Raw genomic sequence first — 15,909 nt, 5'->3', positions numbered from 1 at the left:
AGCCTACAGGTTACTTTCAATCAACTGTCGATACTCGCTTTTTTGTTTGACACCCTTAACTTCTTTTACCAATTCCTTCTCTTTAAATAACTGCACCGTTGGAGTTCCTGTCACTCCGGCATTTTCCGCAATGTCTCTATCTTTATCAATGTCGATTTCGACAAAGTGGATTTTACCATCAAATTCATCCACTACTTTATTTAATATAGGTTTGAGAGTATGACATGGGCCACAACCAGGAGAAATGTATTTGACGAGAAGCAAGCGATCGCTATCATGGAATAATTTTCTTAAAGCATAACCACCCTCATGGCGTGTAGCTTGCAAATTAAACTCCCCTTCGGTTTCCATTTTCTGTGTTTCTGGCTGAGGTTCTAATTCATTAACAGCTGTTTCTGGTAGATGATGGAACTCATGGATTAAACCCTTTGATGATAACCATCTTTCCGCTAACATCGCCGCCATACAACCAGTACCCGCAGCTGTAATAGCTTGCCGAAACTCATGGTCTTGCACATCCCCGGCGGCAAATACACCATCTACACTAGTTTCTACACCACCATGTTTAGTGATAATGTATCCCACCTCATCTAGTTCTAATTGTCCCTTAAGTAAGCCTGTATTGGGCGTATGACCAACAGCATAAAATAACCCTTTCACAGGTAATTCACTCACTTCCCCAGTTTGATTATTGCGGACTTTCACCCCCGACATAAAATCATTCCCAAACACATCCACCACTTCTGTGTGCCAATGTATCTGAATTTTTGGATTACTCAAAACCCGATCTTGCATAGCTTTAGAAGCCCGCATTTCCTCAGAACGCACCAACATATGTACCGGAGAACCGTATTTAGTTAAATAAATTGCTTCCTCTGCTGCTGAGTCACCTGCACCAACAACCGCTAACTCTGCACCTCGAAAAATTGGAGTTGCACCATCACAAATCGCACAAGCAGAAATACCCCGACTCCAAAATTGATGTTCGCTAGGTAAACCCAAACGTTTGGCTGTTGCACCTGTAGCGATAACTATACTATTTGCCTTTACTTCCCTTTCGTGCGATCGGATAATAAAAGGACGCTGACTCAAATCAACAGAAATCACATCCTCAGTATATAACTCTGCCCCCCAGCGTTCAGCCTGCGCCTTCATATTATCCATCAAATCCGGGCCTGTTATCCCTTGAGGAAACCCAGGAAAATTCTCAACCTCCGTCGTTGTCATCAGTTGTCCCCCCGGTAAACCCCCCGCTTGGAATCCTTCAAAGACAACAGGTTTTAAATTAGCACGTCCCGCATAGATAGCTGCCGTATAACCTGCCGGACCAGAACCGATAATTACTAAGTTTTCTACTATGGGGTTAGTCATACATTTATCCGAACTCATAACGACTACGTTTAACCAATTTAATATAGCATAAATTGAGAAGTGGTAATAACAACAAGATATCTCGTTCCCAGTCTCCGGCTGGGAATGCCATCACAGAGGCTCTGCCTCTTGTCACTAAAGGCAGAGCCTTCTAGAATTCCCATACAGAGTATAGGAACGAGAAAGTCCTGATGGTGATATAAATTTCAACTATTGGGGCATACTGTTATTGATCTGTATATCTGCCAAAAGACAACTAGAAATGTAGAGACGTTGTCTCAAATATCTCTACATGACCAATAAATATCAGCAAGTATCATAATCAACAGACTATTAAGAGCGATTAACATGACAAATTCAACATCAGATTTATGGGCAAAAATTCGCCAACAATTTGATAGCTCTCCCTATCCCACAATTCCCTTAGATAAATCACCTAAAGATAGTCTTGATTTACTCTACATTCATAACTTAGTTACACCTTACTACTTAAGGAACCAAAAAGTTATAGATACCAAAGACAAAGTAATTTTAGATGCTGGATGTGGTACTGGGTATAAATCTTTAGTTTTAGCCGAAGCAAATCCTGGTGCGAAAATAGTTGGTGTTGATATATCTGAAGAGTCGGTTAAACTTGCACGGCAGCGTTTGGAATATCATGGTTTTGATAATGCTGAATTTCATGTTTTGTCAATATATGATTTACCTCAACTAAATTATCAATTTGATTATATTAATTGTGATGAAGTTCTCTATCTTTTCCCTGATATAGCTGTGGCTTTGCAAGCAATGAAAGCTGTCTTAAAGCCGGAAGGCATCATTCGTAGCAATCTACATAGTTCACTTCAGAGAGCCAATATTTTTCGCGCTCAAAAAGTCTTTACGCTGATGGGTTTGATGGATGGAAATCCAGAAGATTTAGAAATAGAAATCGTCACTGATACCATGAAGGCTTTAAAGGATAATGTCAATCTTAAAGCTACAACGTGGAGTCCTGGCTATGAAGGAGAGGACAAAAAAGAGAATATTCTCATGAACTACTTATTCCAAGGGGATAAGGGTTACACCATTAATGATATTTTTTCAGCTTTGAGGGCTGCTGATTTAGAGTTTATCAAGATGACCAACTGGCGACAATGGGACTTGATGAACCTATTCAAAGAACCAGATAATTTACCTGCTTTTCTAGGAATGAGCTTACCGGAAATCTCCATAGAAGATAGTTTACATTTATTTGAACTTCTCCATCCTATTCATAGGCTGCTAAATTTTTGGTGTGGTCATCCTCAAACAGCACCTACTGTTGTCCCGTTTTCCGAATGGACTGAGTCTGATTGGGAAAATGCAACAGTATATATGCATCCTCAGTTCCAACACCCTAAATTCAAAACAGACCTTATTGCTTGTATAAGCTTAGGTAAAACTTTTCCTATCCGTAAATATCTAGCTTTAACAGAGGAATTTGTCTATATAGATAGCTCAATGGCTCTTTGCTTGCTACCTGTGTTTGACAAACCTCTACCAATGATGTCCCTAGTGGAGCATTGGCAAAAGTTTAGGCCTCTTGATCCTCTGACAGCAGAACCTACAGATCAAGTCAAGGTTTTTCAAATATTACAAAAGCTGTTACAGGTTCTAGAGGATTTTGATTGCATTATGTTAGAGCGTCAATCTTAATTCTATATTTCAGTCAGATTGGTCGTGTCATGCCAGATTTTTCACCAAACACTAAATAGCTGTAAGCCTTAATAAATAAGCTTTTTAGTCTATTTCTTCCATCTAGTAAAAAAAAAAATTCGTGGAGTGATATGAAACTGATCAGATGTGGGTAAGTTATTAGCACAAGGGAAAAAACAATACTTCACCCCAAGGAAAACTACTATGAAAACTGAACTGAAAGCTAAATTTATCCAACACCTCCTCGGCAAAAAAAATAACAACGAAGGTTTCACCTTAATTGAACTGTTAGTTGTAATCATCATTATTGGTATTCTATCAGCGATCGCTCTACCTTCCTTCTTGAACCAAGCGAACAAAGCCAGAGAATCTGAAGGTAAACAATATGCTGGTTCCATGAACCGAGGTCAACAAACATTCTATCTAGAAAACCAGAAGTTTGCTAGTGATATTGGAGAAATGGGTCTAGGTATTCTCACACAAACTACCAACTATACATACGAGCTCGAGGGTGCAACTGGAGGTGCTTTGACACCAACTACTGGTGTTAGAAATATTGCCGAGCCAATCAACTCTATAAACCTGAGAGCCTTTATCGGTGTTACTGACCTAATTCAATCTGGTGGTGCTTCTACAACAACTGCTATCTTGTGCCAGAAAAAAGATGCAGGCCCCTATGAAGCCGGTGGTGCAACTGTTGATGCTGCTGCTAACTCCGTAATACCAAAATGTTCAGGTAACTTTAAATCAATTGAATAAGATAGTTTATCAAATGCTTTTGAAAACTATCTTAGTTCTCAGGATATGGCACAGATAGCTTCATCTAAATTAATGTAAAGGTAGGTAATTATTTTACCTACTTTTTGTTTTTTATTTTTGTTTTCACAATTATGAATAATCTCCAATCTCTAGCAAAACAAGCATTTGAAACCTTCCAGCAAAGTGAGTATTTCCAAGCTGGAGAACTTTATCAAGAATTAATTAATAATCAAGCAGAAGTAAAAGAATATCACTGGTATTTAGGATTATCCTTACTTTTACAAGGTAAAGAAACAGAAGCACAAACTACTTGGATGTTAGCAATTTTTGAAGGAGAAGAAGAACAAATTGAACAGTGGACTTATGAATTAATTAAAATCTTACAAACAGAAGCAGGAAGACAAGAAGAATTAACACAATATCAAATTGCTTGGGTTATTCGTCAACATATTCAAGAAATTTATCCTGGTGAAGTTAATAATATTTTAGAAATAATCAAGTTATCTTTAGATTTAGAAAATCTGACTCAAGATAGCTTTCAGGAATTAGGCATTATTGAACTTTTAAATTCTGAACTTGAAGAAATAGATAGAGAATTGTTATTTTCCGTCCTTAAAAAAACACTAAAAATATTATGGTTTGAACCTTGGATATTAGATTTTCCTGAAGCCTGTATTTTCTATTTAGATTCCTTACAACTGACTCACTGCGTAATGTTAACTGCTACGGAAGCAGCTTACGCAGGACACAAGTTTAATTTAGCAATTCAATATGCTGAATTAGCTTTAAACATCAATTATCCAGATCCAGATGTTATCTCAGAAGTCCTCAGTCACTTAGCAACTTTTTATTATGAAGTTGGCAATTTTGACAAAGGAATTAATCTTTCTAAAAAAATACATGATTTAGCAACTAATACCACTGATTTAATCAATGCTAATATCATGGTATTACAGGGTTTATTGCGTTCTGGTGGACGTTGGTATGAAGCTATTCCAATTATACAGGAATATGAAAATTGTTTAAATAAGCTAATTACAGAACAGCCAAATTTAGGGAGGAATAAGATTTACCGTTTACTTAATAGTACATATTATCTGCCCTATCTGCGTGATGCGGCTCGACAAAATCGCTTTTTGCATAATGAGATTGTTAAATTATGTCAAACTAGCATTCAATTTTATGCCCAAGAAAAATATAACCGTTACTCTCTCGCTAATGCTCAAAGAATAAAAGCACCCAAGAAAAAACTAAAAATAGGTTATCTTTCCCATTGTTTGCGAGAACATTCAGTAGGTTGGTTAGCCAGATGGTTATATCAACATCATAATAGAGAAGAGTTTGAAATTTATACTTATTTTGCTACTTACCGTTTTCATATTCATGATTTTCTGCAAGATTGGTATGAGCAAAATTCAGATCATGTCAGAAAATTAGGTCGGGATGGGATAGAAATTGCCGAACAAATTCATCAAGATGAAATTGATATCTTAGTTGATCTTGATAGTATGACTGCGGATATTAGCTGTGAAGCGATCGCATTAAAACCAGCCCCAATTCAAGTAACATGGTTAGGCTGGGATGCTTCTGGTATACCTGCTATTGATTACTATATTGCTGATAATTATGTTTTACCAGAATATGCCCAAGAATATTACAGTGAAAAAATTTGGCGTTTACCAAATACTTATTTAGCAGTTGATGGTTTTGAAATTGGTGTACCAACTTTAACCAGGAAAGATTTAGAAATTCCTGATGATGCAGTTATTTACTTTAGCGCCCAAGCAGGTTATAAGCGTAACCCTGATAATGTGCGGTTACAAATGAAAATTCTCAAACAAGTACCCAATAGCTACTTTCTCATCAAGGATATTAATAAAGATGTAGGAGTGGTGAGAGAATTTTTTGAACAAATTGCAGAAGCAGAGGGAGTAAGTAAGGAAAGATTACGTTTTTTGAATAAAGTACCCTCATCAGCCATCCATCGCGCTAATTTACAAATTGCCGATATTGTTTTAGATACCTATCCCTATAATGGTGCAACTACAACTATGGAAACTTTATGGGTGGGTGTACCTTTAGTCACGAAAGTGGGAGAGCAATTTTCATCCCGCAATAGTTATACAATGATGGTGAATGCGGGTATTAGTGAAGGTATTGCTTGGAGTGATGAAGAGTATATAGAGTGGGGTGTGTGTTTAGGAAAAGATGCTGATTTGAGAAAAGAAATTCACTGGAAATTATTAAAGTCACGTCAAACTGCACCCCTTTGGAATGGTAAACAGTTCACCCGTGAAATGGAGCAAGCTTATCAGCAAATGTGGCAAAAGTATGTGACAGAAAATAAGCACTAAAAACTTATAAATTTAGCTTATACAAAATAAATTTAAATAAATACACATCCGTGATACAAATTATGTTTTTACTGTCACTAAAAAAATGAAAAATCAAGAATTTCAAGCTTTTAAATTTTTTACTAATGGACAGTATGTTAATGCAATAAATCTTTATCAAGAATTAACTGAACAGCGTCCAACAATAAAAAAGTACTTTTGGTATTTAGGACTAGCTTTATTATTAAATGCTCAAGAAGCAGAAGCACAAACTGTTTGGATGTTAGCCCTACTTGACGAGGAAGAAACAGAAATTGAGCAGTATACTCAGGAATTAATTAGTATTTTAGCTACTGAAGCACAACTCCAGGAAGATTTAGACAAATATGAATTATCTTGGGTAATTCGTCAGCATATTCGGGAAATAAATCCTGATGATATTTTCAATTTATTAAAGATAGTATATTTATCTATAAAGTTAAATAGGATCAACAATAATGATTTAGGAGAGTTAGGATTAATTGAGAGATTGCAAAATCATAACATAAATATTGATACTGTTTTTTTAATGTTAGTTTTAAAAGAAGCTTTAAAACAATATCCTTGTTTAGATCGGGTTTTAGAGTTTGCAGAAGTTTGTACTCCTTATATTGAAGAAACCTCAAAGCTAATTGAGTATTTTCATATTACTGCCAATCAAGCAGTTTTTAAAGGTAGTCGCTTTGACTTAGCTATTAAATACTGTACTTTATGTCTTCAGATAGAACCTAAAAATCTAAAGGCTCTTACTTCTATAGCAGAATTTTATCAAGAGCTTAATCAATTTGATGTGGCAGTTGAGTTCGCTTACCAAGCCTATTCTTTATCTGAAAGTCTACCTGATTTACTGTGTTCTAATTATGTGATTTTAAATATTTTACTATTTTCTGGTGGCACTTGGACTGAAGCAGTGCCATTTATAAAAAAATATGAACATCATTTGTTTCAACTTATTGAACAGCAATTATTTTTAGATCGTGAAACCATTTACAGTCTAATGCACTGTACATCTCTTCTGCCCTATCTGCGTGATGCGGCTCGACAAAATCGCTTTTTGCATAATGAGATTGTTAAATTATGTCAAACTAGCATTCAATTTTATGCCCAAGAAAAATATAACCGTTACTCTCTCGCTAATGCTCAAAGAATAAAAACACCCAAGAAAAAACTAAAAATAGGTTATCTTTCCCATTGTTTGCGAGAACATTCAGTAGGTTGGTTAGCCAGATGGTTATATCAACATCATAATAGAGAAGAGTTTGAAATTTATACTTATTTTGCTACTTACCGTTCTCATATTCATGACTTTCTACAAGATTGGTATGAGCAAAATTCAGATCATGTCAGAAAATTAGGTCGGGATGGGATAGAAATTGCCGAACAAATTTATCAAGATGAAATTGATATCTTAGTTGATCTTGATAGTATGACTTCTAAAAATACTTGTGAAGCGATCGCATTAAAACCAGCCCCAATTCAAGTAACATGGTTAGGCTGGGATGCTTCTGGTATACCTGCTATTGATTACTATATTGCTGATAATTATGTTTTACCAGAATATGCTCAAGAATATTACAGTGAAAAAATTTGGCGTTTACCAAATACTTATTTAGCAGTTGATGGTTTTGAAATTGGTGTACCAACTTTAACCAGGAAAGATTTAGAAATTCCTGATGATGCAGTTATTTACTTTAGCGCCCAAGCAGGTTATAAGCGTAACCCTGATAATGTGCGGTTACAAATGAAAATTCTCAAACAAGTACCCAATAGCTACTTTCTCATCAAGGATATTAATAAAGATGTAGGAGTGGTGAGAGAATTTTTTGAACAAATTGCAGAAGCAGAGGGAGTAAGTAAGGAAAGATTACGTTTTTTGAATAAAGTACCCTCATCAGCCATCCATCGCGCTAATTTACAAATTGCCAATATTGTTTTAGATACCTATCCCTATAATGGTGCAACTACAACTATGGAAACTTTATGGGTGGGTGTACCTTTAGTCACGAAAGTGGGAGAGCAATTTTCAGCCCGCAATAGTTATACAATGATGGTGAATGCGGGTATCAGTGAAGGTATTGCTTGGAGTGATGAAGAGTATATAGAGTGGGGTGTGCGTTTAGGAAAAGATGCCGATTTAAGAAAAGATATTCATTGGAAATTATTAAAGTCACGTCAAACTGCACCCCTTTGGAATGGTAAACAGTTCACCCGTGAAATGGAACAAGCTTATCAGCAAATGTGGTTAAAGTACATTGATAGTTGAAATTCTAAAATTATGTTAATCTTTAACCAAAGGGCTTAGTTTACGGTTGTAGGCATCTTCTTTTGCTACAATATTGGCATCAGGAATATGATCGAAATTTTTCCCATTCGGAGGGAGAAATAATTGCTTTTAGATATGATTTAAACCATAATTTAACTACGAGTTTAAAAAATAAGTTAATTTTAGAGTTAGAGGAAATTTATCAACTTTCTCGAAAGTTAGTTAGCAAAAAAACAGAATTATCATCAAATCTATTTCCTGATAATTGTCCCTATTCCTTAGAACAGTTATTAGATGATAATTGGTATCCTGAGAAACATTCATGAGGTAAAAATAAATGACCAGTCTTTATGACAAAGATTATGCTTATTGGGCTGAAGAAATGGCTGCAAAATTACAACAAAGACAATTCCATGAATTAGACATTGAAAACTTAGTGGAGGAAATTAAAGATTTGTCAAAACGAGAAAGAGATAAACTCCTTAGTAGTCTGCGTTTAATCATTCATCATCTACTCAAGTGGGATTATCAACCAAAAAAACGTTCTAGAAGTTGGCAAATAACCATTAAAAGAGAGAGAAATAATATTGCTTTTTATTTAGAAGATAGTCCTAGTTTGCAAAAATATCTTGCTGATGACTGGCTCAAAAAAGTTTATCTGAATGCCAGTTTAGATGCTACCAAAGAAACTGATTTAGATTTTCCCTTAAACTGTCCTTATGACATCACAGAAGTTTTAAACCGTGATATTGAACTAGACGAAAGTTGGGAAAGTAAATTTTGACTTAAATTCTTTCTCTAGTTGATATTGTATTACGAGATTGAAGCTCATTTCTCTTCCACAACCTGTTTATAAAATGCTTCTAAACCTAACACGCAGGTTTTATCATCAAAAACACAGTCTTGATTCTGACTCATTCTTTCTACAATGCTCTTTCGCCAAGCTGTATCTAATCCTAGTTGAACAGCGATTTCGATATATTCTGCTTCATTGTTAGCTATGGTGTCAGTTATTCCTAGCAGTTTCAAAAAGCTATCTGTGTGACGACCACGCATAAATTCCCCAGGACAAGTTACTATAGGGATATTACAAGCGATCGCTTCTAGGCTAGTATTACCACCAGACCAAGTAAATGTATCAAGATAAACATCTGATAATAGGTTAATCATCAGATAATCTAGCCGTTCTGGAATATTAAGATGGACACAGTAATCTTCACTATTTAGTCCTACCACAGCAAAAGCACGTTGCAATCGAGGCTTTAATACAGTACCCCGTAAAAATACAAATTTGGCTTGGGGAATGCGACTAGCAATTTCTGCCAATATAAAATCGTATTGTGGTAAATATTTAAAAGGCGCTTGACAACATAAATAAATTACATCATCATCACTTAAACCATAATCTGAACGAGTTTTAATAACTGGGGGAATATAGGGTTTAGGATAAGCAACACCAATATTAGGTAAGAGAATTAATTTTTCTGAGTAATGTTCTTGAGCATTTTCCCCTTCCATTAACTCGCTAGATAAAAAATAATCAATAGTTGGTAAACCCGTTGTTACAGGATGTCCCCAAGCTACACACTGCACTGGTGCCAGTCGTAAAGCTGCCATTTGCATAGTTGGCGCGTCCATGCCAATTTCTGGATAAACTAAAATCTGTAGTTTATCTGCAATTATTTGTTCACAAACTGCTGGTAAGTTGTGAGGAATATGATGGAAAAAGTCGCTATTATCTTTAAATTGTTGAGTAATTGGATCTGGCTGATTACCTGTATAGTAACAGTAAATTTCAAAATTTTGATGTTCACAGTAACGTAACCAACCAGTTAACCAAAGTGTACCGCTATAAGAATGTAAATAATTAGAAGCATAACCAATGCGGATTTTGTCGTGCTTCTGAAGTTCTGGCATAGATAAAGGTATCACCCATTGGGGAAAGTTAGCCGCCATGATTTCATGTACTAACTGTCCATATTGGCGTTGTAAATCTACATCATTTTGAGCTTGATAGGAGAGGTAAAAGTTAGTTAATCTACCTATTCCAGCTAAAGCATTACTTCGTTCTTCGGGAGTTTTTAAAGATGTTTTCTGAATTAAATTTTCTAGTCCTTCTGTATATCTCTGGCGATAAAATTTAATTTCTTCTTGGTTGTTGTAGATTGTCGGGACTGTTAAATATTTAAGAATTTGAAATGTATAATCATCAGGTAATAATTGACAAGCATTCTCTGCACTTGCAATTGCTTCTTGATTACGTCCATTAAGCCGCAAATCTATAATTAATGAAAAATGTAATCTAGGATCAGTATTATGAATTTTAATTCCTGCTGCAAGTGTTTGAAAATATTGATCTAATAGGTTCAAATTTCTATAGCATTGACTTAAATGCCAATAAACTTCCGCATTTACCGAATACATTTGTATAAGTATTTGGTATTGTTGACTAGCTGATTGCCATTTACCTTCTTGAAATAATCTATTACTTAAATCAAAAATCAATTTACTCAGTGGAATATTATTAAAATTCTCTACTTCATAGGCTGGAATTTTATCTATACCAAATAATCCTAATGCTTGCAGATTTTGATGTTGTAGAATAATTTGAGCATAAATAAAATTGGTTAAACTATCTCTTTCATTTTCATTTAAACCTTCTAGTAGAGAAATTTCGCATTCAGTAGTGATGTCAAAATTTTCTCCTATGAGTAAATTCATAGCCACAGCAGATAAAAATAAATTGGCTTCTTCGATATCACTACCATTTGTATCTATCAGCAATGTCATTTGATGACTTTCAGGATGATTTACTACAGATTTAATGGCTTGTTCTAATTCTAGCAACAGTGACTCTTCGGGTTGTTTCCAATCAGGAAAAACGATTATATTTATATTGCTTTGTTTACTCAGAGGTATGTTTTCTACCTCTTTTTCATTTGCGTTAATTAACTTGTTTACTTCCATTATTTAACTCTTCTCTATTTAGATTTGTTGAAGGGAAAGCATAAATACCAGGGGAATGAAATTCGCAGCTAAACAAAAAAGTCTGTAAAGATAAACTTCTATAAATTCAAATACCTGACAGACTAACTCATACAAGAAGATGATAATACTATCTTCTCTATAGTAAATGGCTAAATTAATAAACTACTTTTTTAGCTTTCAAACCAAACGAGAAATTATGGATATAAATTTGAACTTCTAATGAAATTATTATACTCAGATGTAATGGGTAAAATAAGATGACTATATCTATCTGGAAAAGCAGCTATATCTGTGTAGTAAAAAGTATTATTCTTAGTATAAATATTGTTCAAAAGATATTCGTTCATCTGTTCCACTAATTGAGAAGATCCTTCGTAAATTAGGGGATTACCAAAATTATCTATGACAATATATTTTGTATAATTCATAGCTGCTAATTTTTTAAGCAACTCTTTTGCAAGCTCTATATCTTTTATAGATGAAATTTCATTTTCCCAATAAAGTATAGGAGTATCTTCTTCTATTCTGCTTAAGGAAGAAAGTAGTATTTCAAAATCAAATCCATCTGTATCAGTTTTTAAAAGTACACATTTGCCTAAGTTTAAATTTTCAAGAATAGATTCTAACGAATTTGATTCTATAAGTTTATTTTCTGTTTCTACTGCTCTTGCTGTACCCTTATTTTTTACCAGTTCTACGTTTTTATGTCCATTTTTAGATACAAAAGAATTTACAAAAGTAATTCTCTGCTGATATTTTAAAAGGTTAAATTTCAAAAGACTAAAGAATTCTCCATCAGCTTCTATACATATAATGGGATTTAAACAATATTGCAGCATAAGAGCAGCTGTATCACCGACATTTGCGCCAATGTCAACTATAAAATCTTGGCTGTTAGGTAAATGTTTAGCGATAATACCAATAAATTTATCATAAAGTCTAAACCTAGCCTGGTAGAATGGCAAAGCGTGATCTTTGGGAAGCTTTATAGGAATTTCTTTGATATTGTAAGTAATAAAATTTGGGTCAAGCTCGTTTCTAATCAGTTCTTTTTCTTTTAAAATAACATTTAGTTGCTTGCTTAAATTATGAATTTCACAAGATGGTATTTTATCAACTGATAATTGTGATAATACTTGTTCATCTTCGTGTTCTAAAGTAATTCTGGCAGAGACACGATCCAATAAAACATCCCACTGCATTGTAGCCAAATTACTCACAAGAGACAGTTCTAATCCTTCAGTAATATCTAAATCATCTTCCAATAATAGATTCATAGTGATACTTGATAAAAACATTGCTGCTTCTTCAGTATCAATATTGCTGGTGTGAATCAATAGAGTGATTTTGTCACTATCAGGATGAGTACCTAATTCTTTAATTACTGCTGCCAACTCTAAAGCTAGTTCATCTTCTAGTTTTGACCAATCAGGGAATATAATTAAATTAGTTTCCCTGAGATTTAAAGATAACAAAGTTGCATTAATTAGCGCCGAACTCACAGTTTGCGCCATCTTTGTCCAAGAGAACTTTTTAGCCTGTGCTAAACCTGCGGTAATTAATGCTTTCCTAATATTCGGTTTCTGAACTTCACACAGAGCATTTGTCAGTGCTTCCACATCATTATCATTGATATAAATAGCTGCTTCTCTTGTGACTTCTGGTATTGAAGCATTAGGACAGGTAATCACAGGACAACCACAAGCCATTGCTTCTAATAAAGGCATTCCAAAGCCTTCATACTTAGAAGGATAAACTAGTGCCACTGCACCAGCGTAAGCTACTGCTAGTTCTTCATCACTTAGCTGTAGCATATGTACAGCACTACCTGATGTGTAGGTTCTTAAATCTGGCGCTAACACTCCGCCAATACCAGTACAAATAATATCAAATCCGTAGCTACTGGCTAGTTGTGAAAATGCTTGGAAGAACAAAATACCATTTTTGTAACCAGCACCAGTACCAACTAAGAGGAAGTATGGTTTATTAATGTTAATGCCATATTTATATTTAAAAGTGTTGATTCCAGTTTCAGAAGCAGGCGAAAAAAGAGGATCTACACCACAATGAGCAACAGTAATTGATTCTAATGGTATATCAGAGAACAATTGACTTAAGTCTTTAGCTGTATTTTCAGAAATAGAAATGTAAGCAGAAGCGTGTTTAATGCCGTTATGTTTTTCACGCCACATAGGTTCATTTAAGTCCCCCCCCAATACTTCGGGAATCATGTCATAAGCCATGAATACTGAAGGGGTATTTATGGTGGTAGTGTAGTAGGTAGAAATAAATAATTCTGCTTCTTCTTGATCACAGATTTGCTGTAACATCTTTTGATCAGCTTCTGTATTCTTATAGTCGTAGCGGGAAATAGTAAGATAACGAATACCGCTAATTTTAGGTGCTGTGTTATCTCGATCTAACACTAAGATATAATTAGCAAATTCGGTGTTTGCCCATTGTTGCAGGAGACTTCGCCAAACTCTAGCAATTCCTGTTTGATATAGTTGGAAAAATACACCATCAATAATAATAAGTGGTTGCTTACTTTCCGAGAAAGTTCGGGATTGATTTAATCCTCTAGTTTTTAGTAAAATACTATTAACTATTTGATTAAAATCACGATATAAAAGCGATTCTTTATTAGGAGATTGTAATTCGTTTTTTGCTAGTGATTCAAATAAGTTTTCTGGTAGATTTACTTTTGCTGTCAATAAGTGTAAAGATTTACCATCCGTATATAGTTGAAGATTGTACTTACTGGCTAATATTTCTAGGGATTTCTGAGTATATATTGAAATGTGTTGACCTTCGTGGGGAGTATAATACCACCACTTATCTGGTGTGGGGTTATTGTTTGGTAGCAATTCTGTGCTAAACAATATATTAGGACATAAATCAAGAATTTCTTTTACATCTTTTAAAGGATTAGTTAGATGTTCAAATAACTCAAAAGCAGTAATTATTTCTAAATTTTGTTTATCAGTTTCCTGTAATTCAAATCCTTGAGAAAATATATTTTTACAGAATTTATCAAACCAATAAAAATCAAACCCTTTGTCTCTCATTAAGCGTACAAAAAGCCCATAACCACCACCATAATCTAAAAATTTGCCTTGATGATCAAAATAATTGGCTAGCAATTTACCTGTAATATTGGCCATCATATTATTACGATACACCAAGCCAACATCACTAGCAGTGATAGCCTCTGAATAAGCCTCATCTAACCAATAGGGATGTTCAGTTTGTACGAAACCACAGTTAGAACATTGAAAATAATTAACGTCATATTTTTGGAGAATTTTAGCTGTAGAAAAATAATGAGATGTACAGTGACAAATCTTACAGGTTTGCGTTAAATCTACCATAGGTATTTGTGTTAGCATTTATCCCTCAAATACAAAATTTAAATAAATTAAACAATGATACAACCGCTGTGGGTTTTTTCTTAATTTGCTTTTTCCTCCTCCTTCTTCTTCATATTCCCCAAAACGACTTTATAATCTTGCCTATCTGGATGCTGCTTGACTAGCTTCTCCATGAGTGCGATCGCACCTTGCTTATCCCCCGACTGCAACCGGATCATAGATAGTTTCTCCAGTGCTACTTGATTATTTGGTTCTCGCTGTAAAACCAACTCATAACCTTTTACTTGTTTTTGGAGTTCAGTCTCCACCGATTGTACTGGTGATGCTTGGGGACTTTCCCAAGCCTTTTGTATAGTAGTTACACCCCCAAAAAGTATTGAACCACAAAATGAAAACAGTCCAATATATGTAACAATTCTTTTCTTACGTTCAATCTGCTTACCACGCTTAATCAAGTAATCGTCGCTGGAAATTGCCATGCGTTAAAATTTACTGCGGCAAATACTTAACTAACCGCAATCTTTCTCTCCTAACCCTCAGATTACCCACAACTGCACAAAAAATATCATTCATAGCTAAAGGCGCAGATTAAGGATATAAAGAATTAATAACCATAAGGAAATCCCCAGAAGTTTGCTATCGTGTAGATAGTTAGGACTTACGCACTCAGCCAAGTTGAGAACTGTAGAATAGGCGTTTCAAGTTCTGGAGAGATTCTTCGCTGCGCTCAGAATGACAGTTTTCCGTTTCAGTGCGTGAGTCCTGATAGTGTTGAAATTCATCTCAAATTCAATACTTGCAAATATTCTCATTTGTCAAAAACTGCGAAGTAGCCCGTAAACTATGGATTTTGCCACCAAAATAAAATTTTCCCATTTCTCTGAGACTGAGCTATCATGGCAATTCTCAGGACTGGTAAATTCTGAAATTGGCTATGGCGATAGCTGGACTCTCTCCGATGGCGCTTAGACTTCTGTGTAAGCTCAGTCGAATGCTTGCTTCCTTGGAGGGATAAACTGTAGGCATGGCTGTTCAGTACAACTGGTGTTCTGTGGTCGTAATTACCGTACAAAACCGAATTTACTAGTAATTGACTAGATTTTGTTAT

General features: G+C 34.9%; 8 protein-coding genes and 4 pseudogenes. 6 read left to right on the top strand and 6 right to left on the bottom strand.

The window, feature by feature from the left end; translation table 11 throughout:
* Positions 1-3 precede the first annotated feature (3 nt).
* Entirely contained in the window at positions 4-1,371 is a 1,368-nt protein-coding gene (gene trxB, locus ACSQ6I_RS15890) for a thioredoxin-disulfide reductase (protein WP_438891270.1), read from the bottom strand.
* 348 nt (positions 1,372-1,719) lie between these two features.
* Here trxB and ACSQ6I_RS15885 point away from each other — a divergent pair, with 348 nt between their 5' ends.
* The 6 genes and pseudogenes from ACSQ6I_RS15885 (at position 1,720) to ACSQ6I_RS15860 (ending at position 9,226) form a co-directional block, all read left to right on the top strand.
* Positions 1,720-3,048 (top strand): class I SAM-dependent methyltransferase, encoded by a 1,329-nt coding sequence (locus tag ACSQ6I_RS15885; protein WP_438891269.1) that lies wholly within the window; start codon positions 1,720-1,722, stop codon positions 3,046-3,048.
* Between the two features lie 204 nt (positions 3,049-3,252).
* Positions 3,253-3,807, top strand: a complete 555-nt coding sequence (locus ACSQ6I_RS15880) for a type IV pilin-like G/H family protein (protein WP_438891268.1) — start codon at positions 3,253-3,255, stop codon at positions 3,805-3,807.
* 131 nt (positions 3,808-3,938) lie between these two features.
* Positions 3,939-6,161, top strand: a complete 2,223-nt coding sequence (locus ACSQ6I_RS15875; RefSeq protein WP_438891267.1) for an O-linked N-acetylglucosamine transferase family protein — start codon at positions 3,939-3,941, stop codon at positions 6,159-6,161.
* Between the two features lie 85 nt (positions 6,162-6,246).
* Entirely contained in the window at positions 6,247-8,442 is a 2,196-nt protein-coding gene (locus ACSQ6I_RS15870; RefSeq protein WP_438891266.1) for an O-linked N-acetylglucosamine transferase family protein, read from the top strand.
* Positions 8,443-8,501: 59 nt separating this feature from the next.
* Positions 8,502-8,768, top strand: a pseudogene (locus tag ACSQ6I_RS15865) (DUF29 domain-containing protein); the annotation flags it as partial.
* 11 nt (positions 8,769-8,779) lie between these two features.
* On the top strand, positions 8,780-9,226 hold the full coding sequence (locus ACSQ6I_RS15860) for a DUF29 domain-containing protein (RefSeq protein ID WP_438891265.1): 447 nt from the start codon (positions 8,780-8,782) through the stop codon (positions 9,224-9,226).
* Positions 9,227-9,270: 44 nt separating this feature from the next.
* Here the strand turns inward: ACSQ6I_RS15860 and ACSQ6I_RS15855 are convergent, their stop codons facing one another.
* The 5 genes and pseudogenes from ACSQ6I_RS15855 to ACSQ6I_RS15835 all read right to left on the bottom strand — a co-directional run bounded on the left by ACSQ6I_RS15855 (position 9,271) and on the right by ACSQ6I_RS15835 (position 15,280).
* Entirely contained in the window at positions 9,271-11,409 is a 2,139-nt protein-coding gene (locus ACSQ6I_RS15855) for an O-linked N-acetylglucosamine transferase family protein (protein WP_438891264.1), read from the bottom strand.
* Between the two features lie 215 nt (positions 11,410-11,624).
* Positions 11,625-12,299, bottom strand: a pseudogene (locus ACSQ6I_RS15850) (FkbM family methyltransferase); the annotation flags it as partial.
* Between the two features lie 207 nt (positions 12,300-12,506).
* Positions 12,507-13,973: pseudogene (locus ACSQ6I_RS15845) on the bottom strand (glycosyltransferase family 4 protein); the annotation flags it as partial.
* Positions 13,974-14,183: 210 nt separating this feature from the next.
* A pseudogene (locus ACSQ6I_RS15840) lies at positions 14,184-14,594 on the bottom strand (class I SAM-dependent methyltransferase); the annotation flags it as partial.
* Between the two features lie 287 nt (positions 14,595-14,881).
* Positions 14,882-15,280 (bottom strand): tetratricopeptide repeat protein, encoded by a 399-nt coding sequence (locus ACSQ6I_RS15835; RefSeq protein WP_438891263.1) that lies wholly within the window; start codon positions 15,278-15,280, stop codon positions 14,882-14,884.
* Between the last annotated feature and the right edge of the window lie 629 nt (positions 15,281-15,909).

The sequence above is a fragment of the Anabaena sp. WFMT genome (genome assembly GCF_051781005.1).
In the GTDB taxonomy this organism is placed as follows: domain Bacteria; phylum Cyanobacteriota; class Cyanobacteriia; order Cyanobacteriales; family Nostocaceae; genus Anabaena.
The sequence above is the reverse complement of the archived record's forward strand: the minus strand, read 5'-3'. Positions and strand labels throughout refer to the sequence as shown.